Here is a 21,753-nt window from a genome sequence, read left to right on the forward strand (position 1 = left end):
AGCGCGAACATCTCGTTGATTGACCAGAAACGGCTGTCGGACGGCGCTGAATGCTCCCGCATGAACAGGGATAGCAGACACCGGGAAGCCCGTTCGACAGACGTTTGAATGATAACGCCCAAAGCAGGCATTGTACGGCTTTACAGGCGCTTGGGTCTGTACGAAAACACGTCAGACCGACTTCAGACAGTTCCGCAATGCGGGACATGCTTTCATGTTCGCTGATGATGTTCAATTTGAGCATGCATTCCGTTTTGTGACAAAGGCTTATGACGTGTTTCTATCAACCGCCCACAACTTCAAGGGCTGCACCATCATCGCCGCGCCCTTGCCCTACCGTATGTGCCAAGTACGCGCCATAATGACAACCGCTTGTGACCACGCCTGCCGCACAGAGTTGCACTTACTGGCCGGTGCGCCCTCCCCTTCCGCAAAGTTGTGATGCCATGCTGACCTGGTTGAACCGCAATAGCCTGGATTTCCCGCCACTGGAGAAAGCCCTCCGCGAGCCCAACGGATTACTTGCCGCCGGTGGAGACCTGTCAGCCGATCGCCTGATCAATGCCTACAGGCACGGCTGCTTTCCGTGGTTTCAGGACGGCCAGCCGATTCTCTGGTGGTCTCCCGATCCGCGTACCGTGCTGTTTCCCGAAGAGCTGCATGTTTCGCGCAGCCTCGGCAAAATGTTGCGCCAGTCTTGCTATCGAGTGACCTTCGATCAAGATTTCGCGAGCGTGATCAAGGCCTGCGCCGCGCCCCGCAGTTATGCCAATGAAACCTGGATTACCGGCTCGATGCAGGATGCCTATCTCGAGCTGCACCGACGCGGTCATGCGCACAGCGTCGAAGTCTGGGATCAGGATGAGCTGGTCGGCGGGCTGTATGGCCTGGCAATGGGCCAGTTGTTCTTCGGAGAGTCAATGTTCAGTCGTGCAGACAACGCTTCCAAAGTCGGATTCGCCACACTAGTGCAGCACCTGACTGACTGGGGTTTTGTATTGATCGATTGCCAGATGCCGACCCAACACCTTCACAGCTTCGGCGCACGCTCGATTCCCCGGCAGACTTTTGCCGACTATCTGTCTCGCCACCTTGATCAACCGACCGGTGCCGACTGGTCATCTAGGCGAGTTTGACAGGCTGGCATACACTCATGGGTAGGGATTTACCATTAGGCGACGACCATGACAGAGCTGGCGAGGCTGAAGTTTTATGCCACTCAACCGCACACCTGCAGTTACCTGCCTGAAGAACAGGCGACTACCCTGTTTCTGGACCCCAGCCAGCCAATGGATGTGCAGGTCTACGCCGACCTGTCGGACATGGGCTTTCGCCGTAGCGGCGATCACCTTTACCGCCCCCACTGCCAGAACTGCAGCGCTTGCGTGCCCGCGCGCATTCCTGTGAACCTTTTCGCACCCGACAGGCAGCAAAAACGCATATTGAAACGTAATGCCGATATTCAGGTACAAAGCGCCAGACCGGCCTTCACCGAGGAATATTTCGATCTTTATCAGCGCTACATAGAACAACGGCACGCTGACGGCGACATGTTTCCACCCAGCCGCGAACAGTTTTCGACATTTCTGGTTCGCGACCTGCCCTTTTCGCGTTTTTACGAATTTCGCGTCGACCAACGACTGCTGGCAGTTGCGGTCACCGACCTTTTGCCCAACGGCCTTTCCGCGGTCTACACGTTCTACGAACCTAATGAAGAGCGCCGCAGTCTGGGCCGTTACGCGATTTTGTGGCAGATCGCCGAAGCCGCCAGACTTCAACTGCAGGCGGTGTACCTGGGTTACTGGATCAAAAACTGCAAAAAGATGAATTACAAGACCCAATATCGGCCCATTGAGCTACTTACCAATCAAAGATGGGTCACTCTGTATTGAACCCCTTGGCTTAAACTGGTTTTTTCGGGCACAATGCACGCCGCTTTTGCCTGGCGCCACTTGCACCGGGCCACTCATTTGTATACCGAGGGCTTTACTGCATGTCGAAAGAAGACAGCTTCGAAATGGAAGGCACTGTCGTCGACACCCTGCCCAACACCATGTTCCGCGTGGAGTTGGAAAACGGGCACGTCGTAACCGCGCATATCTCCGGCAAGATGCGCAAGAATTACATCCGTATTCTGACCGGTGACAAAGTGCGTGTAGAACTGACGCCCTATGACCTGAGCAAAGGGCGCATCACCTACCGCGCTCGTTAAACAGGCATTGACGAAAACGCCCGGCATAAGCCGGGCGTTTTTGTTTGCCTGTTTCGTACAACCAGGTACCTCGGCCTGCCCCGCATCCATTCACGATGCGGAGCGAGGCTTCGGCGTCAGGCCATTTCTGCTGTGGTTTCGAAGTCGAAGGTAATCTCGCCATCCTTGATATCGATGTGAACCACACCACCGTGCTCTGACAATTCGCCGAACAGGATCTCTTCGGCCAGCGGCCGCTTGATCTTGTCCTGAATCAGGCGAGCCATCGGTCTGGCACCCATCGCCGCATCGTAACCACCCTGCGCCAGCCAGCTTCTCGCCGCCTCGGACACTTCGAGCAGTACGCGCTTGTCTTCCAGCTGGGCCTGAAGCTCGGTAAGGAACTTGTCGACCACGCTCTTGATGACTTCGTGGCTGAGACGGCCAAACTGAATGATGGTGTCCAGACGGTTGCGGAACTCCGGCGTGAAGCTCTTCTTGATCACTTCCATCGCGTCAGACGAGTGGTCCTGATGGGTGAAACCGATCGAAGCACGCGCGGCGGACTCGGCCCCGGCATTGGTGGTCATGATCACGATCACGTTGCGGAAATCTGCCTTGCGCCCGTTGTTGTCGGTCAGCGTACCGTGGTCCATCACCTGCAAAAGCAGGTTGAAGACTTCCGGGTGAGCTTTTTCGATTTCATCGAGCAGCAGCACGCAATGCGGTTGACGAGTGATGGCTTCAGTCAACAGACCGCCCTGATCGAAACCGACGTAGCCCGGAGGCGCGCCGATCAGACGGGAAACGGTATGCCGCTCCATGTACTCGGACATGTCGAAACGAATCAGCTCGACACCCAACGCCTTGGCCAACTGGCGAGCGGCTTCGGTCTTGCCGACACCGGTAGGGCCTGCGAACAGGAACGAACCGACCGGCTTGTCAGGCGACTTGAGGCCTGCACGCGAAAGCTTGATCGCCGTGGACAACGAGTCGATGGCTGCATCCTGACCAAACACGGTGAGCTTCAGATCGCGCTCCAGGTTACGCAGCAGCTCCTTGTCCGAACTGTTGACGTGTTTCGGCGGAATACGCGCGATCTTGGCGACGATGTCTTCGACCTGAGGCACATCGATGCGCTTGACGCGCTGCTCGACAGGCTGCAGACGCTGGTAGGCACCGGCTTCATCAATAACATCGATCGCCTTGTCGGGCATATGACGGTCATTGATGTAACGCGACGCAAGCTCAGCGGCGGCGCGCAGCGCTTCGTCACTGTACTCGATGCTGTGATGCTGCTCGAAACGGCTTTTCAGGCCGCGAAGGATGCCAATGGTGTCTTCGACCGAAGGCTCGGACACATCGACTTTCTGAAAGCGACGCGCCAAGGCGCGGTCTTTTTCGAAAATCCCGCGAAACTCCTGAAAGGTCGTAGAGCCGATGCAACGGATCTCGCCAGACGACAGCAACGGTTTTAACAGGTTGGAGGCATCCATCACCCCGCCTGATGCTGCACCAGCACCAATGATGGTGTGGATCTCGTCAATGAACAGAATCGCCTGAGGACGCTTGCGCAGCTCATTGAGCAACGCTTTGAAACGCTTCTCGAAATCGCCGCGGTATTTGGTCCCGGCCAGCAGGGCACCCAGATCAAGCGAGTAGACAACGCTGCTGGCGAGCAAATCAGGAACCTGATTGTCCACGATACGCTTGGCCAGGCCTTCGGCAATAGCCGTTTTACCCACCCCAGCCTCACCGACCAGCAACGGGTTGTTCTTGCGACGACGAGCCAGAATCTGAGCTACACGCTCGACTTCGCTTTCGCGACCGACCAGCGGATCGATGCGCCCCTGGCGCGCCAATTCGTTCAGATTGCTGGCATAGGCATCCAGAGGATTGCCTGAGGAAGATGCTTCACCGCCCTCGTCGTCCTGCATATCCTGTTCACCTTCAGAAGAGTGTTCGCCATGCCCAGGAACCTTGGAGATACCGTGGGCGATATAGTTGACGACATCAATCCGGGCCACGCTCTGCTGCTTGAGCAGAAACACGGCCTGGCTTTCCTGCTCACTGAAAATTGCAACCAGCACGTTGGCGCCGGTTACTTCGCGCTTGCCGGAGCTCTGCACGTGGAAAACTGCCCGTTGCAGCACGCGCTGAAACCCGAGAGTCGGTTGTGTCTCGCGATCCTCGTCGTGGACGGGGATCAGCGGAGTGGTGGAGTCGATGAACTCCTGCAGATCATGCTTGAGTTTATCGAGGTTTGCGCCGCAGGCACGCAGAACAGTGGCTGCAGCCTCATTATCCAATAGAGCCAGCAGGAGGTGCTCGACCGTCATGAACTCATGACGCTTCGAACGTGCCTCCTTGAAGGCAAGATTGAGGGTGACTTCGAGCTCACGGTTTAACATAGCTTCACCTCATACCCAAGTGGTCGGCGTTTAACCGTCCTTCTCGATCTCACAGAGTAGCGGATGCTGGCTCTCCCTGGCGTATTGATTGACCTGCATTGCCTTGGTCTCGGCGATGTCGCGGGTAAACAATCCGCAGACTGCCCGTCCCTCTGTATGGACGGCCAGCATGACTTTGGTGGCCAGCTCACGATTCAGGTTAAAAAACACCTCGAGTACTTCTACGACGAAATCCATCGGGGTGTAGTCATCGTTGAATAAAACCACCTTGTACATCGGTGGCGCCTGCAGGGTCGGCTTGGCGTCCTGCACCGCGATGCCTGCCGCGTCGTCCTCGTGCGACTGCGGACTGTCCTGATTGAATGTTAGTCGAATCTTGCTAAATGCATGCATGGAAAGAAATGTTCGTTTGAGGGCGGATTGAGCTGTCAGTCGCAGTCTGGACGCTTTTCAAACAGACCGCCACATGACCTTGACTATCAGCTAAACGGTGTTACAAACAATAGAGCCCACATTGGGTAAAAAGGGTCCGCGCAGTCAACCAAAATTTTTGGGGAGGCGGATTGAAGTGGATGATACTCCTGACGGAGTCCTTTGCAGAGGGATATGGCGATGCTTAGCGGAAAAGTCAAGTGGTTCAACAATGCAAAAGGTTATGGATTCATAATCGAAGACGGCAAGCCGGATGACGACTTGTTCGCCCATTTTTCGACCATCCAGATGGAAGGTTACAAGACCCTCAAAGCCGGCCAGCCGGTCAGTTTTGAAATCATTCAGGGGCCAAAAGGGCTGCATGCCGTGAATATCGCGTCATTGCTGGCTAAACCAGGTGAGCCTGTGAAGGAAACCCATGCTGCGTCTGAGCATGAACCTGAACATGCACACGCTTGAAATGCTCCATGGAAACAGCCTGACAGCTGACCAATGGCCTTTCGAGCCAGCTAACTGAATAATCAGAAACACGCAATGAGCCTGTGCCGGACCTTGAGAAACCGCAGCTTTGGTAACTTGAACCGATGCGACTCCACAGGGTATCGAATTAGCGGTTATTGCACCGCGGATGCCCCTACTGCAATGCCGGGCGAGCTGCAAACGTCAATCCATGACAGAGCCACCAGCGCCCCACTCCTCCGCCAGATCCCGCCTCTTGACGCCTGATTGACACCTCGTAGACATCCCGGTCGTTCGACCAACGGCGGATGTTCATTATTCGATAGCACGCATAGCATTAATGCCTCGCGCCAATGGTTTGATATACTCGCGCCGTGACCGAAGAGTCATAAAGGCTGACCCGTCTGAAATCAGACCCTCAACCTTCCTATGCGTCGGGTCGCTACCTGGCCTGACAGCTTGACGCTCGACTGATGCACCCAACATCACCGCGAATGAACCTCGACCTGGGCCCATGGCCGAACCGTGGGCAAGAGTGCATACCCTGCGCGTATCGAGATTTTGTGCATGCTCAGCAAAACAGAGAGTTAATACGAATGTCCAACCGCTCGAAGATCATCTACACCTTCACCGACGAAGCTCCGGCCCTCGCCACCTATTCGCTGCTGCCTATTATCGAAGCTTTCACAGCCTCCTCCGATATCGACGTGGAAACGCGCGACATCTCCCTGGCGGGCCGTGTTCTTTCAAGCTTCCCGGAGTCGCTTGGCGCCGATCAACAAGTGCCGGATCATCTCGCCGAGCTGGGCAAACTGGCCACTACGCCAGAAGCCAACATCATCAAGCTGCCTAACATCAGCGCCTCGGTCCCTCAATTGAAGGCGACCATCAAGGAGCTTCAGGATCAGGGCTACAAGATTCCCGACTACCCTGAAAACCCTGCCACTGACGCGGAAAAAGAAACCCGCGCACGTTACGACAAGACCAAGGGCAGCGCCGTGAACCCGGTGTTGCGCGAAGGCAACTCCGATCGTCGCGCACCACTGTCGGTCAAGAACTACGCTCGCAAGCACCCGCACAAGATGGGCGCCTGGTCTGCCGACTCCAAGGCCCACGTTGCGCACATGAGCAACGGCGACTTCTACGGCAGCGAAAAAGCTGCCCAGATCGCAGCCGACAACACCGTTAAAATCGAACTGATCGCTCAGGACGGCACCACCACCGTTCTGAAGGAAAAAACCGCCGTCAAGGCTGGCGAAGTCGTTGACTGCTCGGTGATGAGCGCCAAAGCCCTGCGCAGCTTCATTGCCGCCGAGATCGAAGACGCCCGCAAGCAAGGCGTTCTGTTCTCGGTGCATCTGAAAGCCACCATGATGAAGATCTCCGACCCGATCATGTTCGGCCAGATCGTCGATGAATTCTACAAGGATGCATTGACCAAGCACGCTGACACGCTGAAGCAGATCGGCTTCAGCCTGAACAACGGCATCGGTGACCTGTACGAGCGCATCACCAGCCTGCCTGCTGAAAAACAGGCCGAAATCAAGGCTGACATCGAAGCGGTCTACGCCACTCGCCCACAACTGGCGATGGTCAACTCCGACAAGGGCATCACCAACCTGCACGTGCCGAGCGACGTTATTGTCGACGCATCGATGCCAGCGATGATCCGTGACTCCGGCAAGATGTGGGGCACAGACGGTCAACTGCACGATGCCAAGGCAGTGATCCCGGATCGCTGCTACGCCACCATCTATCAAGCGGTCATCGAAGACTGCAAGAAAAATGGCGCATTCGACCCGACCACTATGGGCAGCGTACCGAACGTTGGCCTGATGGCTCAAAAAGCCGAAGAATATGGCTCCCACGACAAGACCTTCCACATCCAGACCAATGGCGTGGTTCGTGTAACCGACAGCCAGGGCAACCTGCTGATGGAACAGAACGTCGAAGCGGGCGATATCTGGCGCATGTGCCAGGCCAAGGACGCGCCGATCCAGGATTGGGTAAAACTGGCCGTCAACCGCGCTCGCGCCAGCAACACCCCGGCTATCTTCTGGCTGGATTCGTCTCGCGCCCATGACAGCGTGATGATCGAGAAAGTGCGCAAGTACCTGGGCGACCACGACACGTCGGGGCTGGATATCCAGATCCTGTCACCTGTCGACGCGATGAAGCTGACCCTGGAACGCACTCGCGCAGGCAAGGACACCATTTCGGTCACCGGTAACGTTCTGCGCGACTACCTGACCGACCTGTTCCCGATCATGGAACTGGGCACCAGCGCGAAGATGCTGTCGATCGTTCCGCTGATGAACGGCGGCGGCCTGTTCGAAACCGGCGCTGGTGGTTCGGCTCCGAAGCACGTGCAGCAGTTCGTCGAGGAAAACTTCCTGCGCTGGGATTCGCTGGGCGAATTCCTGGCTCTGGCTGCATCCCTTGAGCATCTGGGCCATGCCTACAACAACCCGAAAGCGCTGGTTCTGTCCAAGACTCTCGACCAGGCCACTGGCGAGTTCCTGGACCGCAACAAGTCGCCTTCGCGCAAGGTCGGCGGCATCGACAACCGCGGCAGCCATTTCTACCTGACCCTGTTCTGGGCTCAGGCACTGGCTGCTCAAAACGACGACGCAGACCTCAAGGCACAGTTCACGCCTTTGGCCAAAACCCTGACCGATAACGAAGAAAAAATCGTTGCCGAGCTGAACGCTGTTCAGGGCAAGCCGGTGGAAATTGGCGGCTACTACTTCCCTAACCCGGAAGTCACCAGCAAGGCCATGCGCCCGAGCGCCACCCTCAACGCAGCTATTGATGCGTTGAAAGCGTAAGCGGCAGACCGGTGCGACGCATTACTGCGTCGCCCAGCCAAAAGCCCCGGCCCGCGTGTCGGGGCTTTTGCATTCAGGCGAAAGACATACACGCAGCCCACATACTGAACATTCTTATCTGGCAGCAGAGGATCAATCCATGACCTGGCAAGCGCACGTTACCGTCGCCACCATCGTCGAAGATCAGGGACGCTTCCTGTTCGTCGAAGAAATGAAAGGCGGACGCGCCGTACTCAACCAACCCGCCGGGCACCTCGACCCGAACGAGAGCCTGCAACGTGCGGCAGTGCGGGAGACTCTTGAAGAAACCGGCTGGGATGTCGAACTGACCAGCGTGGTGGGCATTTACCTGTACACCGCGCCGAGCAACGGCGTGACCTACCAGCGGATATGTTTCGCCGCCAAGGCCATACGCCATAACCCTGAATATCAGCTGGACGAAGGCATCGTTGGCGCCGTCTGGCTGACTCGCGACGAACTGCTGGCCCAACAGGAACGCTGGCGCAGCGAGCTGGTACTGCGCTGCCTGGACGATTACCTCAATGCCGAACATTTCAGTCTCGACCTGCTGCGCGACAAGGCGTGAGACTCGACGCCCTCAGCCTGATAGAATCGCGTCCTTTTACAGGTCAGCCGTTGAATCCCCATGCGTGATCCAGCCCCCTCGAACTCAGAAATGAAGCGCGTCATAGTCGGCATGTCCGGCGGCGTGGACTCTTCCGTTTCCGCCGTACTGCTCATGGAGCAGGGTTATCAGGTGGAAGGCTTGTTCATGAAGAACTGGGAAGAAGACGACGGAACGGAATATTGCACCGCCCGCGAAGACCTGGCAGATGCCCAGGCCGTATGTGACAAGATCGGCATCAAACTGCACACGGCCAACTTCGCTGCCGAGTACTGGGACAATGTCTTCGAACATTTCCTTGAAGAGTACAAGGCCGGGCGCACCCCCAACCCGGACATCCTCTGCAACCGGGAAATCAAGTTCAAGGCGTTTCTCGACTATGCGCTGATGCTGGGTGCCGACCTGATCGCCACTGGTCACTACGTGCGCCGTCGCGATATCGATGGCCGCACCGAACTGCTCAAGGGCCTGGACCCGAACAAGGATCAAAGCTACTTCCTGCATGCCGTCGGTGGCGAACAGATCGCCCGGACGCTGTTTCCGGTGGGTGAGCTGGAAAAACCGGAAGTACGTGCCATTGCTGAGAAACACGGCCTGGCGACGGCTAAAAAGAAGGACTCCACCGGAATCTGCTTCATTGGCGAGCGCCGTTTCACCGACTTCCTGCGTCAGTACCTGCCCGCCCAGCCTGGAGAGATCAAGACCACCGAAGGTGAAGTCATCGGTCGTCACAGCGGCCTGATGTATCACACCATAGGCCAGCGCCAGGGCCTTGGGATTGGCGGCCTCAAGGACGCCAGCGATGATCCGTGGTACGTGCTGGTCAAGGATCTGGACAACAACGAACTGATCGTCGGCCAGGGCAACGACCACCCGTGGCTGTTTTCCCGCGCACTGGTGTCTTCGGAAATCTACTGGGTCAACCCGATTGATCTGAGCAGCCCGCGCAAACTTACGGCCAAAGTCCGTTATCGTCAGGGCGACCAGCCATGCACACTGGAAAAGACCGCCGACGGCTACCGAGCCACATTCGATGATCCGCAGCGGGCCGTCACACCCGGACAGTCCGTGGTGTTCTACGATGGCGAAATATGTCTGGGCGGCGGTGTGATCGAAATCGCCGAACCCTGGACCAGCAAGGACAAGCGTTGATGACCCCGATTCAGGAACAACTGATCGCTCTGGGTGGCGTATTTCAGGCCGCGGTACTGGTCGACCGGATCGCCAAGACCGGACAGGTCAGCGAAGCGGCGCTGAGCTGCATGCTCGGCAGCCTGCTGGTGGTTGACCCGAAGGATACGCTGGACGTCTACGGCGGCGATGACCTCAACCTGCACGAAGGCTATCGCGCCATGGCCAGCGCTCTGGAACGCGACCCTGCAACACTGCAGCGCGAACCGCTGCGTTACGCCCTGTCGATGCTCGGCCTGGAGCGACAGCTGGCCAAGCGCGACGACCTGCTCGAAATCATCGGCAGGCGCATCCCGGTGATTCAATCGCAGGTCGAACACTTCGGCATCGCTCACGAAAACGTGATCGCTGCGACCGGTGCCCTTTACGAAGATACCCTGAGCACCTTGCGCCAACGCATTCAGGTCCAGGGTGACATGCGCAACCTGCAGCAACCGAACAACGCATCAAAGATTCGCGCCATCCTGCTGGCAGGCATTCGCTCCGCGCGCCTGTGGCGACAAGTTGGCGGTCATCGCTGGCAACTTGTGTTCAGCCGTCGCAAGCTATTGAAAGAACTCTACCCATTGCTGCACGGCTGATCCGCCACGCACCAATGACCTTCACCACCACAGGCACGGCGCTGTCTACGCTGGTCGGCGGGCTCCGGTCCGAGTGACTTTTCATGTATGATATGCGCCCTTTTCGTTGCCCGACTGTCCGAGAGCATCCCATGCAGCTTTCTTCGCTCACTGCGGTTTCCCCTGTTGATGGCCGCTACGCCGGCAAAACCCAGGCCTTGCGCCCTATTTTCAGCGAATACGGCCTGATCCGTTTCCGTGTGATGGTTGAAGTTCGCTGGCTCCAGCGCCTCGCGGCTCACCCGCAAATTACCGAAGTCCCGGCTTTCTCCGCGCAAGCCAATGCCATTCTCAACACATTGGCTGAAGACTTTTCGGTGGAGCACGCCGAGCGCGTCAAGGAAATCGAGCGCACCACCAACCACGACGTCAAAGCTGTGGAATACCTGCTCAAGGAACAGGCTGCAAAACTGCCTGAGCTGGACAAGGTCAGCGAGTTCATCCACTTTGCCTGCACCAGCGAAGACATCAACAACCTGTCTCACGCACTGATGCTGCGTGAAGGCCGTGACACTGTAATGCTGCCGCTGATGCGCCAGATTGCCGATGCTATCCGTGAACTGGCGATCCGCTTCGCTGACGTGCCAATGCTCTCGCGCACCCACGGCCAGCCAGCTTCCCCGACTACGCTGGGCAAGGAATTGGCCAACGTGGTTTACCGCCTTGAACGCCAGATCAATCAGATCGCCGCAGTGCCCTTGCTGGGCAAGATCAACGGTGCGGTCGGCAACTACAACGCCCACCTCTCCGCCTATGCCGATATCGACTGGGAAGCCAACGCGCGCGCGTTCATCGAAGACGAGCTGGGTCTGGGCTTCAACCCCTACACCACGCAAATCGAACCGCATGACTACATCGCCGAGCTGTTTGATGCAATTGCGCGCTTCAACACTATCCTGATCGACTTCGACCGCGATATCTGGGGCTATATATCCCTAGGCTACTTCAAGCAGCGCACCATTGCTGGCGAAATCGGCTCGTCGACCATGCCACACAAGGTCAACCCGATCGACTTCGAAAACTCCGAAGGCAATCTGGGCATCGCCAACGCGCTGTTCCAGCATCTGGCGAGCAAACTGCCTGTCTCTCGCTGGCAGCGTGACCTGACTGACTCCACCGTACTGCGCAACCTGGGCGTCGGTTTTGCCCACAGCGTTATTGCTTACGAAGCCAGCCTCAAGGGCATCAGCAAGCTGGAACTGAACGAGCAGCGCATTGCTGCCGATCTGGACGCGTGCTGGGAAGTTCTGGCAGAGCCGATTCAGACCGTCATGCGCCGTTACAACATCGAAAACCCGTACGAAAAACTGAAAGAACTGACACGCGGCAAGGGCATCGGCCCGGAAGCGCTGCAGACTTTCATCGACGGTCTGGACATGCCTGCCGAAGCAAAGGCCGAGCTGAAGAAGCTCACGCCAGCCAACTACATCGGTAACGCAGCGGCTCAGGCCAAGCGCATCTGACACGCAAAAAAATTGCACACGCCCGGCTGTGCCGGGCGTTTTCATTTCAAGGGCTTACACATGAATCCTGATATTCCTCTGCAACTTCTGGGCGGCATCAGTGCACGCGTTTTTCTGCGTGACTACTGGCAGAAAAAACCGCTGCTGATCCGCCAGGCTCTGCCGGACTTTCAAAGCCCGATCGATGCGGACGAGCTGGCTGGCCTTGCTCTGGAGGAAGAAGTCGAATCCCGCCTGGTCCTCGAAAACGGCGAGCGTCCCTGGGAGCTGCGTCGCGGCCCCTTTGCGGAGGACGAATTCAGCAAGCTGCCTGAACGCGACTGGACCCTGCTGGTGCAGGCCGTGGACCAGTTCGTTCCGGAAGTCAGTGAACTGCTGGAAAACTTCCGCTTCCTGCCAAGCTGGCGCATTGACGATGTCATGATCAGCTACGCCGCCCCAGGTGGCAGCGTCGGCCCGCATTTCGACAACTATGACGTATTCCTGCTTCAGGGCCACGGCAAGCGTCACTGGCAGATCGGCCAGATGTGCGATGCAGAAAGTCCGCTGCTACAGCATGCCGACCTGCGCATCCTTGCCGAATTCGAAAAAACCGAAGAGTGGACGCTGGAACCGGGCGACATGCTTTACCTGCCGCCACGCCTGGCTCACTGCGGCGTCGCCGTCGACGACTGCCTGACCTATTCGGTCGGTTTCCGCGCGCCAAGCGCTGCCGAGGTCCTGACTCACTTCACCGACTTCCTCAGCCAGTTCATCCCGGATGAAGAGCGCTATACCGACGCTGACGCGCAACCGGTCAGCGATCCGCATCAGATCCAGCACGATGCGCTGGACCGACTCAAAGCGCTGCTGACCGAACACATGAGTGACGAGCGCCTGCTGCTGACCTGGTTCGGCCAGTTCATGACCGAACCGCGCTACCCTGAACTGGTGACCGGCCCGGAACTGGAGGAAGACGACTTGCTCGACAGCCTCGAACAGGGCGCGGTGCTGATTCGCAACCCGAGTGCAAGACTGGCCTGGTCTGAAGTCGACGACGATCTGCTACTGTTTGCCAGTGGTCAGAGCCGCCTGTTGCCGGGCAGTCTGCGCGAATTGCTTAAACTGATCTGTGCTGCCGACGCATTGCACAGTGAAAACCTCGGCCAATGGTTGGCCGATGACGATGGACGCAATCTGCTTTGCGAACTCGTAAAACAAGGAAGTCTGGGATTTGCCGATGAATAAAGTCACCGTAGCTGTCGCACAATGGCAGAAAAACAACGCCGACATCCGGCGCATACGCGATTCGGTATTCATCGCCGAGCAATCGGTGCCACCGGAGCTGGAGTGGGACGCTGAAGATGCGACTGCCGTGCATTTTCTCGCCTATGAAGGGGAATACGCAGTAGGCACCGCTCGCCTGCTGCCCGACGGTGAAATCGGTCGGCTGTCGGTTCTCAAGGACTGGCGCGGCATGAAAGTCGGTGAAGCGTTGCTCGGTGCGGTGATCCACGAGGCCGAACAACGCGGACTGGAGCCGCTGAAGCTCAGCGCTCAAGTGCAGGCCGTCGAGTTTTACCAGCGCTTCGGGTTTGCCGTGGTCAGTGACGAGTTTCTCGAAGCCGGTTTACCGCACGTCGAGATGCGCCGCGAGACACCTGAAACCTGATTATGTAGGCGCGTTTCAAAGCACTACATGATGATCGCCCTGCCCTTTTTCGCTAGACACTTTTCAGGTCGAGACGAAAAATGCCAGGGCGTTTTTGTGTCGCCCCATTCAGCTTGCCCGGCTATAGCCGATACACTGGCAAACTCATGCTTTACGCGCTTATCGCGGAGAATGATCATGTCAGTCCGTAACCTGCTTAACGTAGTAATCACCTCAGCGCTGATCGCATTCAGTACTCAGGCCCTTTCAGCGACCGAAGTCGTTCCGCTCAATTACCGCACCAGTGCCGATCTACTACCCGTAGCTAAATCCTTTCTAGGCACCGAAGGCTCCGTCAGCGCTTATGGCAATCAACTGATTGTCAATGCAGAGTCGCGCAAGATAGAAGAGCTTCGCAGCCTTATCGCGCAACTCGATACCGCGCCTAAACGCCTGCTGATCAGCGTCGACACCAGCGAAAACGCGGCGCGCAACAGCAGTGGCTCACGCGTCATAGAATATGGCACCGCCAGCCGTGAGGGCGGCGTGCAGCAAGTACAGACCAGCGAAGGTACGCCAGCACTTATCCAGATCGGCCAGAGCGTTCCGCTGACCTCCTCGTCCACGGATTCCTATGGCTACTCCCAAAGCAATACTGAATATCGCAATGTAACCCAGGGCTTTTACGTCACTGCCAGTGTGACCGGCGATACCGTTCACCTGAGCATCAGCACCAACCATGACCGCATGAGTCAGGAGCGCGCTGATGCCATAAAAGTGCAAAGTACCGATAGCCAGGTCAGCGGCCGGCTCGGAGAATGGATCACGCTGGCGAGTAATAGCGATCAATCGGTTGCTGATCAGCGTGGCCTTGCACAACGCTACTCCACCCAGGGTCGTGAAGACATGATTTTGCGCGTAAAGGTCGAAACCCTCGAGTAGCCTGCGCTGGCGCGAAACCCAGCACCTACGGGCCTTTTAGTGACTCACCAGTCTGATTACGCAATTATGTAGTGATACTAAAAAAGCACTACAAATTGTTTGACGACCCCGATACCCCGAGGCATGATTGCCTCGCTCCCGCTGATCGGAGGCTGCGCAAAAAGCCTTTGATTGTCGCTCTCCGAGCAGCGAGCAGCCATCTACAGTGCCTTCGATAAACGAGGCGTTTTGGCGGAGCAGGACTTCTAATCAAGACCTACTTCTCGGGGTTTACAAAATGGCACTGACACGCGAACAACAAATAGCCGCTCTCGAAAAAGACTGGGCCGAAAATCCGCGCTGGAAAAACGTGACCCGTACTTACTCCGCAGCCGATGTGGTCCGCTTGCGTGGCTCGGTTCAACCCGAACACACCTTTGCAAGGCTGGGCGCTGACAAACTGTGGAATCTGGTGACCCAAGGTGCCAGGCCGTCTTTCCGGCCGGATAAGGACTTCGTCAACTGCATGGGCGCTCTGACCGGCGGTCAGGCCGTGCAGCAGGTCAAGGCCGGTATTCAGGCGATCTACCTTTCCGGCTGGCAGGTTGCTGCCGACAACAACTCTGCCGAATCGATGTACCCGGATCAGTCGCTGTACCCGGTCGACTCGGTGCCAACCGTGGTCAAACGCATCAACAATTCGTTCCGCCGTGCCGATCAGATCCAGTGGAAAGCCGGCAAGGCTCCGGGTGACGAAGGTTATATCGACTATTTCGCGCCCATCGTGGCCGACGCAGAGGCCGGATTCGGCGGCGTGCTCAATGCGTACGAACTGATGAAAAGCATGATCGAGGCGGGGGCCGCCGGGGTGCATTTTGAAGATCAGTTGGCATCGGTGAAGAAATGCGGCCACATGGGCGGCAAAGTGCTGGTCCCGACTCAGGAAGCGGTTCAAAAACTGGTTGCTGCGCGCCTGGCCGCCGACGTGGCCGGTGTGCCGACGATCATTCTGGCCCGTACCGACGCCAACGCTGCCGACCTGCTGACTTCCGATTGCGACCCCTATGACAAGCCGTTCGTGACCGGCGAACGGACTCATGAGGGCTTCTACAAAGTACGCGCCGGTCTGGATCAGGCAATCTCGCGTGGCCTCGCCTACGCGCCTTATGCCGACCTGATCTGGTGTGAAACCGCCAAGCCGGATCTGGACGAGGCACGCCGCTTCGCCGAAGCAATCAAGAAGGAGTACCCGGACCAGTTGCTTTCCTACAACTGCTCGCCGTCCTTCAACTGGAAGAAAAACCTCGACGACGCAACCATCGCCAAGTTTCAACGCGAGCTTTCGGCCATGGGCTACAAGCACCAGTTCATCACCCTGGCGGGCATTCACAACATGTGGCACAGCATGTTCAACCTGGCGCACGACTACGCCCGCAACGACATGACTGCCTACGTGAAGCTACAGGAACAGGAATTCGCCGATGCTGCCAAGGGCTATACCTTCGTGGCCCACCAGCAGGAAGTGGGCACGGGGTATTTCGATGACATGACCACCGTGATTCAGGGCGGCGTATCGTCGGTAACTGCACTGACCGGCTCGACGGAAGAAGAGCAATTCCACTGAGACACCGCGCAACGCGTTGAAAACACAGACCGCCCGTAAGGGCGGTCTGTGTTTTGTGTCAGATAGCGCCTGTATTGATTTCGGGCAATGTGTCGCTCACGAATAGATGCTACAAAAACCGCACTTTATAAGCGGTGTCCTTCATAACTATGCTCCGAGTATCCTTTGGCAAACTATGCAGGCCGATTTAAATGATATTAATTATCATTCAAATTGCCTTTCGTTCCTTTTCGTCATCGAGAAACATAATTAGCCAAAACCTTGCTGACGCCCGGCTGGCATGCCTTACAGCCCTCATGAAGGACGGCAGGCGATTAATTTCGTAAATAAATTTCATGTAGAAAATTTACTTGCCAACTGTTTGCACATAAAATCAATCCGTTGACCGCACTGCGACATTTCGTCACTGCCTCGACTCTTTATCAAGCACAGAGACCTTTGCTCTCTAACAAGGACTGACAGCATGCCCGAATCGACAGGTCTGATTGCCCATAACTGGGGCTTCGCCATTTTCCTTTTGGGTGTTGTCGGCCTCTGCGCCTTCATGCTCGGCCTCTCCAGCCTGCTCGGAAGCAAGGCCTGGGGCCGCAGCAAGAACGAACCTTTCGAATCCGGCATGCTGCCTACCGGCAGTGCGCGTCTGCGGCTCTCCGCAAAATTCTATCTGGTCGCGATGCTCTTCGTGATCTTTGACATTGAAGCCCTCTTTCTCTTTGCCTGGTCTGTGTCCGTCCGCGAAAGCGGCTGGACCGGATTCGTCGAAGCTCTCGTTTTCATAGCAATTCTGTTGGCAGGTCTTGTCTACCTATGGCGGGTTGGCGCTCTTGACTGGGCTCCTGAAGGTCGCCGTAATCGGCAAGCGAAGCTGAAACAATGAGGCTTTGGCGATGCAATATAATCTCACAAGGATCGACCCGGACGCTCCTAACGAGCAGTACCCCATCGGCAAACGGGAAACCGTTTCCGATCCGTTAGAAGATCAAGTCCACAAAAACATCTACATGGGCAAGCTGGAAGACGTGCTGAATGGTGCGGTCAACTGGGGACGTAAAAACTCCCTGTGGCCCTACAATTTCGGCTTGTCGTGCTGCTATGTGGAAATGACCACCGCCTTCACGGCCCCTCACGATATCGCGCGCTTCGGTGCGGAAGTTATCCGGGCGTCGCCACGACAGGCGGATTTCATGGTCATTGCCGGTACCTGCTTCATCAAGATGGCACCGATCATCCAGCGTCTCTACGAGCAAATGCTCGAACCCAAGTGGGTCATTTCCATGGGTTCATGTGCCAACTCCGGTGGCATGTACGACATCTACTCAGTGGTCCAGGGGGTGGACAAATTCCTTCCCGTGGATGTCTACGTGCCCGGCTGCCCGCCCCGCCCCGAAGCATTTCTGCAAGGCTTGATGCTGCTGCAGGAATCCATCGGCAAGGAGCGTCGCCCTCTTTCCTGGGTCGTTGGCGATCAAGGCGTATACCGCGCCGAGATGCCGTCGCAAAAGGAACAGCGCCGCGAACAGCGTATTCAGGTGACCAACCTGCGCAGCCCCGACGAAGTCTGATCCAGCCCGTTCTTCTTATAAAAAAGACAGGAACCGGGGTTGATTCTGTACGTTGACCGAAGTGATTGAGACCTATGACTGCAGACAACGCTCTGTACATCCCGCCTTACAAGGCTGACGACCAAGACGTCGTCGTTGAACTGAACAACCGTTTTGGCGCCGAGGCGTTCACTGCCCAGCCAACCCGCACCGGCATGCCGGTGCTGTGGGTCGAGCGCGCCCGGCTGTTTGAAATTCTGACGTTCCTGCGCAACGTTCCCAAACCCTACTCCATGCTTTATGACCTGCATGGCGTGGACGAGCGTCTGCGTACCAACCGTCGCGGCCTGCCCGGTGCAGACTTCACCGTGTTCTATCACTTACTGTCGATCGAGCGAAACAGCGACGTGATGATCAAGGTAGCGCTGTCTGAAAGCGACCTGAGTGTGCCCACCATCACCAGTATCTGGCCAAATGCCAACTGGTATGAGCGCGAAGTCTGGGACATGTTCGGAATCGACTTTCCGGGACACCCGCATCTAAGCCGCATCATGATGCCGCCAACCTGGGAAGGTCACCCGCTGCGCAAGGACTTCCCTGCCCGCGCGACGGAGTTTGACCCCTACAGCCTGACACTCGCCAAACAGCAACTGGAAGAGGAAGCCGCACGTTTCCGTCCGGAAGACTGGGGCATGAAACGTTCTGGCGCGAACGAGGACTACATGTTCCTCAACCTGGGGCCGAACCACCCTTCCGCTCACGGTGCGTTCCGTATCATTCTGCAGCTGGATGGCGAAGAAATCGTCGACTGCGTTCCGGACATCGGCTACCACCACCGTGGTGCAGAGAAGATGGCCGAGCGTCAGTCCTGGCACAGCTTCATCCCGTACACCGACCGCATCGATTATCTCGGCGGGGTAATGAACAACCTGCCTTACGTACTCTCGGTCGAAAAACTGGCAGGCATCAAGGTGCCGGAAAAGGTCGACGTCATCCGCATCATGATGGCCGAGTTCTTCCGTATCACCAGCCACCTGCTGTTCCTGGGTACCTACATCCAGGACGTGGGTGCCATGACGCCGGTGTTCTTTACGTTCACCGACCGCCAGAAAGCCTACACCGTGATCGAAGCCATTACCGGTTTCCGTCTGCATCCGGCCTGGTATCGCATCGGCGGGGTTGCCCACGACCTGCCTCGTGGCTGGGAGAAACTGGTCAAGGACTTCGTCGACTGGCTGCCCAAGCGCCTCGACGAATACACCAAGGCTGCCCTGCAGAACAGCATCCTCAAGGGTCGTACCGTGGGCGTTGCCGCGTACAACACCAAAGAGGCCCTGGAATGGGGCGTCACCGGTGCAGGCCTGCGCTCCACCGGCTGCGATTTCGACTTGCGCAAGGCACGCCCTTACTCCGGCTACGAGAACTTCGAGTTTGAAGTACCGCTGGCCGCCAATGGCGATGCCTATGACCGCTGCATGGTCCGCGTAGAAGAGATGCGCCAGAGCATCAAGATCATCGATCAGTGCATGCGCAACATGCCGGAAGGCCCGTACAAGGCAGATCATCCGCTGACCACGCCGCCACCGAAAGAGCGCACCCTGCAGCACATCGAAACCCTGATCACGCACTTCCTGCAGGTTTCGTGGGGCCCGGTCATGCCGGCCAACGAGTCCTTCCAGATGATCGAAGCGACCAAGGGTATCAACAGCTATTACCTGACGAGCGACGGCGGCACCATGAGCTACCGTACCCGGATCCGCACCCCGAGTTACCCGCACCTGCAGCAGATCCCTTCGGTGATCAAAGGCAGCATGGTCGCGGACTTGATCGCGTACCTGGGTAGTATCGATTTCGTTATGGCCGACGTGGACCGCTAAGCATGAATAGCCCGCTAATCCAGACTGACCGTTTCGCCCTGAGCGAAACCGAGCGCTCGGCCATCGAGCACGAGATGCATCACTACGAAGACCCGCGTGCGGCGTCCATCGAGGCCCTGAAGATCGTTCAGAAAGAGCGTGGCTGGGTGCCCGATGGTGCCATCTACGCAATCGGCGATTTGCTCGGCATCCCCGCCAGCGACGTCGAAGGTGTTGCCACCTTTTACAGCCAGATCTTCCGCCAGCCGGTCGGACGTCACATCATTCGTGTCTGCAACAGCATGGTGTGCTTCATCGGCGGCCATGAAAACGTGGTAGACGAGATCAAGAGTTCACTGGGTATCGGCCTGGGTCAGACCACCGCTGACGGTCGCTTCACCTTGCTGCCGGTCTGCTGCCTCGGCAACTGTGACAAGGCACCGGCCGTGATGGTCGACGACGACACTTTCGGCGATGTACAGCCTGCTGGCGTTGCCAAGATGCTGGAGGGTTACCTATGACCATCACTTCCTTCGGCCCTGCCAACCGCATTGCGCGCACGGCAGAAACCCACCCGCTGACCTGGCGTCTGCGTGACGACGGCGAGCCGGTCTGGCTCGACGAGTATCAGGCCAAAGACGGTTATGCAGCAGCGCGCAAGGCGCTGACACAACAGTCGCCTGACGATATCGTCCAGTCGGTCAAGGACTCGGGCCTCAAAGGCCGCGGCGGTGCGGGCTTCCCTACCGGCGTCAAATGGGGCCTGATGCCCAAAGACGAATCCATGAACATCCGCTATTTGCTGTGCAATGCGGATGAGATGGAACCCAATACCTGGAAAGACCGCATGCTGATGGAGCAACTGCCCCATCTGCTGGTCGAGGGCATGCTGATCAGTGCCCGTGCGCTGAAAGCCTATCGTGGCTATATCTTCCTGCGTGGCGAATACGTAACGGCCGCCAAGCACTTGAACCGCGCCGTGGCCGAAGCGAAGGCTGCCGGCCTGCTGGGCAAGAACATCCTCGGCACCGGCTTCGACTTCGAATTGTTCGTACACACCGGTGCCGGTCGTTACATCTGCGGTGAAGAAACCGCGCTGATCAACTCGCTGGAAGGCCGCCGCGCCAACCCGCGCTCCAAGCCGCCCTTCCCTGCTGCCGTAGGCGTCTGGGGCAAGCCGACCTGTGTAAACAACGTCGAAACCCTGTGCAACGTCCCCGCCATCGTCAACAACGGCAACGACTGGTACAAGTCGCTGGCCCGCGAAGGCAGTGAAGACCACGGCACCAAGCTGATGGGCTTCTCCGGCAAGGTTAAAAACCCGGGTTTGTGGGAGCTGCCATTTGGCGTACAGGCTCGCGAACTGTTCGAAGACTACGCCGGTGGCATGCGCGATGGCTTCAAGCTCAAGTGCTGGCAACCCGGCGGCGCCGGTACGGGTTTCCTGCTGCCAGAGCATCTGGACGCCCAGATGTACGCAGGCGGTATTGCCAAGGTCGGTACCCGGATGGGCACCGGTCTGGCGATGGCCGTCGACGATTCGGTCAACATGGTTTCACTGCTGCGCAACATGGAAGAGTTCTTCGCTCAGGAGTCCTGCGGCTTCTGCACCCCATGCCGCGACGGTTTGCCATGGAGCGTAAAAATGCTTCGCGCCATCGAGAAGGGTCAGGGGCAGCCGGGGGATATCGAAACCCTGCTGGGTCTGGTCAATTTCCTCGGCCCAGGCAAGACCTTCTGCGCCCATGCACCGGGCGCTGTTGAACCGCTGGGCAGTGCGATCAAGTATTTCCGTTCGGAGTTCGAAGCCGGTATTGCGCCAGCCAGCGCAACCACGCTCGTTCCGGGCAAAAGTCCGACCGTGGTCGGCGCATAACAAGACACAACGGCCGGCGGCTGTTCGGGCTGCCGTCCTCGTACCTGCTGACGCCCTCCGGGCTGAACGATACGGGTACTACCGA

General features: G+C 57.5%; 21 protein-coding genes. 19 read left to right on the forward strand and 2 right to left on the reverse strand.

From position 1 onward, the window contains the following. The first annotated feature begins 214 nt into the window (after nucleotides 1-214). From RYB09_RS14380 to infA, 4 genes are all read left to right on the forward strand, one after another. Nucleotides 215-442 carry a hypothetical protein gene (locus RYB09_RS14380; RefSeq protein ID WP_058400398.1) on the forward strand — a complete coding sequence of 76 codons (228 nt, stop codon included), beginning with the start codon at nucleotides 215-217 and terminating at the stop codon, nucleotides 440-442. 4 nt (nucleotides 443-446) lie between these two features. Further along, nucleotides 447-1,136 carry a leucyl/phenylalanyl-tRNA--protein transferase gene (gene aat, locus RYB09_RS14385; protein ID WP_316889028.1) on the forward strand — a complete coding sequence of 230 codons (690 nt, stop codon included), beginning with the start codon at nucleotides 447-449 and terminating at the stop codon, nucleotides 1,134-1,136. A 48-nt stretch (nucleotides 1,137-1,184) separates the two neighbouring features. Then, complete coding sequence (locus tag RYB09_RS14390; RefSeq protein WP_316889030.1) at nucleotides 1,185-1,892, forward strand: arginyltransferase; 708 nt, start codon at nucleotides 1,185-1,187, stop codon at nucleotides 1,890-1,892. Between the two features lie 101 nt (nucleotides 1,893-1,993). Beyond that, nucleotides 1,994-2,212: a translation initiation factor IF-1 gene (infA, locus tag RYB09_RS14395; RefSeq protein WP_002553999.1), complete on the forward strand. Its 219-nt coding sequence runs from the start codon at nucleotides 1,994-1,996 to the stop codon at nucleotides 2,210-2,212. 116 nt (nucleotides 2,213-2,328) lie between these two features. Here infA and clpA read toward each other — a convergent pair whose 3' ends face one another. Together clpA and clpS are read right to left on the reverse strand one after the other, a co-directional pair. After that, complete coding sequence (clpA, locus tag RYB09_RS14400; protein ID WP_004665689.1) at nucleotides 2,329-4,602, reverse strand: ATP-dependent Clp protease ATP-binding subunit ClpA; 2,274 nt, start codon at nucleotides 4,600-4,602, stop codon at nucleotides 2,329-2,331. A gap of 30 nt (nucleotides 4,603-4,632) precedes the next feature. Beyond that, nucleotides 4,633-4,995 carry an ATP-dependent Clp protease adapter ClpS gene (clpS, locus tag RYB09_RS14405; protein WP_002554001.1) on the reverse strand — a complete coding sequence of 121 codons (363 nt, stop codon included), beginning with the start codon at nucleotides 4,993-4,995 and terminating at the stop codon, nucleotides 4,633-4,635. 219 nt (nucleotides 4,996-5,214) lie between these two features. Here clpS and cspD point away from each other — a divergent pair, with 219 nt between their 5' ends. The 15 genes from cspD to nuoF all read left to right on the forward strand — a co-directional run bounded on the left by cspD (nucleotide 5,215) and on the right by nuoF (nucleotide 21,668). After that, nucleotides 5,215-5,493 (forward strand): cold shock domain-containing protein CspD, encoded by a 279-nt coding sequence (cspD, locus tag RYB09_RS14410; protein WP_080394759.1) that lies wholly within the window; start codon nucleotides 5,215-5,217, stop codon nucleotides 5,491-5,493. Between the two features lie 596 nt (nucleotides 5,494-6,089). Continuing rightward, nucleotides 6,090-8,321, forward strand: a complete 2,232-nt coding sequence (locus RYB09_RS14415) for an NADP-dependent isocitrate dehydrogenase (RefSeq protein ID WP_058400394.1) — start codon at nucleotides 6,090-6,092, stop codon at nucleotides 8,319-8,321. Between the two features lie 139 nt (nucleotides 8,322-8,460). Next, a complete protein-coding gene (locus RYB09_RS14420) occupies nucleotides 8,461-8,907 on the forward strand; it encodes an NUDIX hydrolase (protein ID WP_002554004.1) in 447 nt (148 codons plus the stop codon). A 60-nt stretch (nucleotides 8,908-8,967) separates the two neighbouring features. Beyond that, nucleotides 8,968-10,098, forward strand: a complete 1,131-nt coding sequence (gene mnmA, locus RYB09_RS14425) for a tRNA 2-thiouridine(34) synthase MnmA (protein WP_011168961.1) — start codon at nucleotides 8,968-8,970, stop codon at nucleotides 10,096-10,098. Beyond that, nucleotides 10,098-10,718 carry a high frequency lysogenization protein HflD gene (hflD, locus tag RYB09_RS14430; RefSeq protein WP_002554006.1) on the forward strand — a complete coding sequence of 207 codons (621 nt, stop codon included), beginning with the start codon at nucleotides 10,098-10,100 and terminating at the stop codon, nucleotides 10,716-10,718. The genes mnmA and hflD overlap by 1 nt, the downstream gene beginning before the upstream one ends. A gap of 131 nt (nucleotides 10,719-10,849) precedes the next feature. Then, nucleotides 10,850-12,220 carry an adenylosuccinate lyase gene (gene purB, locus RYB09_RS14435; protein ID WP_058400393.1) on the forward strand — a complete coding sequence of 457 codons (1,371 nt, stop codon included), beginning with the start codon at nucleotides 10,850-10,852 and terminating at the stop codon, nucleotides 12,218-12,220. Nucleotides 12,221-12,280: 60 nt separating this feature from the next. Continuing rightward, the gene (locus tag RYB09_RS14440; protein WP_057401328.1) at nucleotides 12,281-13,447 is read left to right on the forward strand and encodes a cupin domain-containing protein; all 1,167 of its coding nucleotides are present in this window, start codon (nucleotides 12,281-12,283) and stop codon (nucleotides 13,445-13,447) included. Continuing rightward, nucleotides 13,440-13,871 (forward strand): GNAT family N-acetyltransferase, encoded by a 432-nt coding sequence (locus tag RYB09_RS14445; protein ID WP_002554008.1) that lies wholly within the window; start codon nucleotides 13,440-13,442, stop codon nucleotides 13,869-13,871. The genes RYB09_RS14440 and RYB09_RS14445 overlap by 8 nt, the downstream gene beginning before the upstream one ends. Before the next feature lie 177 nt (nucleotides 13,872-14,048). Then, nucleotides 14,049-14,792 (forward strand): secretin N-terminal domain-containing protein, encoded by a 744-nt coding sequence (locus RYB09_RS14450; RefSeq protein WP_316889035.1) that lies wholly within the window; start codon nucleotides 14,049-14,051, stop codon nucleotides 14,790-14,792. A 277-nt stretch (nucleotides 14,793-15,069) separates the two neighbouring features. Further along, complete coding sequence (aceA, locus tag RYB09_RS14455) at nucleotides 15,070-16,395, forward strand: isocitrate lyase (protein ID WP_005731868.1); 1,326 nt, start codon at nucleotides 15,070-15,072, stop codon at nucleotides 16,393-16,395. A gap of 463 nt (nucleotides 16,396-16,858) precedes the next feature. Beyond that, nucleotides 16,859-17,272 carry an NADH-quinone oxidoreductase subunit A gene (locus RYB09_RS14460; protein WP_002554011.1) on the forward strand — a complete coding sequence of 138 codons (414 nt, stop codon included), beginning with the start codon at nucleotides 16,859-16,861 and terminating at the stop codon, nucleotides 17,270-17,272. Between the two features lie 10 nt (nucleotides 17,273-17,282). Next, the gene (locus RYB09_RS14465; RefSeq protein WP_002554012.1) at nucleotides 17,283-17,957 is read left to right on the forward strand and encodes a NuoB/complex I 20 kDa subunit family protein; all 675 of its coding nucleotides are present in this window, start codon (nucleotides 17,283-17,285) and stop codon (nucleotides 17,955-17,957) included. Nucleotides 17,958-18,031: 74 nt separating this feature from the next. Beyond that, the gene (gene nuoC, locus RYB09_RS14470; RefSeq protein ID WP_002554013.1) at nucleotides 18,032-19,813 is read left to right on the forward strand and encodes an NADH-quinone oxidoreductase subunit C/D; all 1,782 of its coding nucleotides are present in this window, start codon (nucleotides 18,032-18,034) and stop codon (nucleotides 19,811-19,813) included. A gap of 2 nt (nucleotides 19,814-19,815) precedes the next feature. Beyond that, entirely contained in the window at nucleotides 19,816-20,313 is a 498-nt protein-coding gene (gene nuoE / locus RYB09_RS14475; protein ID WP_002554014.1) for an NADH-quinone oxidoreductase subunit NuoE, read from the forward strand. Further along, a complete protein-coding gene (nuoF, locus tag RYB09_RS14480; protein WP_002554015.1) occupies nucleotides 20,310-21,668 on the forward strand; it encodes an NADH-quinone oxidoreductase subunit NuoF in 1,359 nt (452 codons plus the stop codon). The genes nuoE and nuoF overlap by 4 nt, the downstream gene beginning before the upstream one ends. Nucleotides 21,669-21,753 lie beyond the last annotated feature (85 nt).

The sequence above is a fragment of the Pseudomonas syringae group sp. J254-4 genome, from assembly GCF_032586855.1.
GTDB classification, from domain to species: domain Bacteria; phylum Pseudomonadota; class Gammaproteobacteria; order Pseudomonadales; family Pseudomonadaceae; genus Aquipseudomonas; species Aquipseudomonas amygdali.

Excerpts from the sequence above, each read along its gene's own strand:
- RYB09_RS14380 (WP_058400398.1), top strand. The coding sequence starts at position 215 with ATGTTCGCTGATGATGTTCAATTTGAGCATGCATTCCGTTTTGTGACA.
- aat (WP_316889028.1), top strand. The coding sequence starts at position 447 with ATGCTGACCTGGTTGAACCGCAATAGCCTGGATTTCCCGCCACTGGAG.
- RYB09_RS14390 (WP_316889030.1), top strand. The coding sequence starts at position 1,185 with ATGACAGAGCTGGCGAGGCTGAAGTTTTATGCCACTCAACCGCACACC.
- infA (WP_002553999.1), top strand. The coding sequence starts at position 1,994 with ATGTCGAAAGAAGACAGCTTCGAAATGGAAGGCACTGTCGTCGACACC.
- clpA (WP_004665689.1), bottom strand. The coding sequence starts at position 4,602 with ATGTTAAACCGTGAGCTCGAAGTCACCCTCAATCTTGCCTTCAAGGAG.
- clpS (WP_002554001.1), bottom strand. The coding sequence starts at position 4,995 with ATGCATGCATTTAGCAAGATTCGACTAACATTCAATCAGGACAGTCCG.
- cspD (WP_080394759.1), top strand. The coding sequence starts at position 5,215 with ATGCTTAGCGGAAAAGTCAAGTGGTTCAACAATGCAAAAGGTTATGGA.
- RYB09_RS14415 (WP_058400394.1), top strand. The coding sequence starts at position 6,090 with ATGTCCAACCGCTCGAAGATCATCTACACCTTCACCGACGAAGCTCCG.
- RYB09_RS14420 (WP_002554004.1), top strand. The coding sequence starts at position 8,461 with ATGACCTGGCAAGCGCACGTTACCGTCGCCACCATCGTCGAAGATCAG.
- mnmA (WP_011168961.1), top strand. The coding sequence starts at position 8,968 with ATGCGTGATCCAGCCCCCTCGAACTCAGAAATGAAGCGCGTCATAGTC.
- hflD (WP_002554006.1), top strand. The coding sequence starts at position 10,098 with ATGACCCCGATTCAGGAACAACTGATCGCTCTGGGTGGCGTATTTCAG.
- purB (WP_058400393.1), top strand. The coding sequence starts at position 10,850 with ATGCAGCTTTCTTCGCTCACTGCGGTTTCCCCTGTTGATGGCCGCTAC.
- RYB09_RS14440 (WP_057401328.1), top strand. The coding sequence starts at position 12,281 with ATGAATCCTGATATTCCTCTGCAACTTCTGGGCGGCATCAGTGCACGC.
- RYB09_RS14445 (WP_002554008.1), top strand. The coding sequence starts at position 13,440 with ATGAATAAAGTCACCGTAGCTGTCGCACAATGGCAGAAAAACAACGCC.
- RYB09_RS14450 (WP_316889035.1), top strand. The coding sequence starts at position 14,049 with ATGTCAGTCCGTAACCTGCTTAACGTAGTAATCACCTCAGCGCTGATC.
- aceA (WP_005731868.1), top strand. The coding sequence starts at position 15,070 with ATGGCACTGACACGCGAACAACAAATAGCCGCTCTCGAAAAAGACTGG.
- RYB09_RS14460 (WP_002554011.1), top strand. The coding sequence starts at position 16,859 with ATGCCCGAATCGACAGGTCTGATTGCCCATAACTGGGGCTTCGCCATT.
- RYB09_RS14465 (WP_002554012.1), top strand. The coding sequence starts at position 17,283 with ATGCAATATAATCTCACAAGGATCGACCCGGACGCTCCTAACGAGCAG.
- nuoC (WP_002554013.1), top strand. The coding sequence starts at position 18,032 with ATGACTGCAGACAACGCTCTGTACATCCCGCCTTACAAGGCTGACGAC.
- nuoE (WP_002554014.1), top strand. The coding sequence starts at position 19,816 with ATGAATAGCCCGCTAATCCAGACTGACCGTTTCGCCCTGAGCGAAACC.
- nuoF (WP_002554015.1), top strand. The coding sequence starts at position 20,310 with ATGACCATCACTTCCTTCGGCCCTGCCAACCGCATTGCGCGCACGGCA.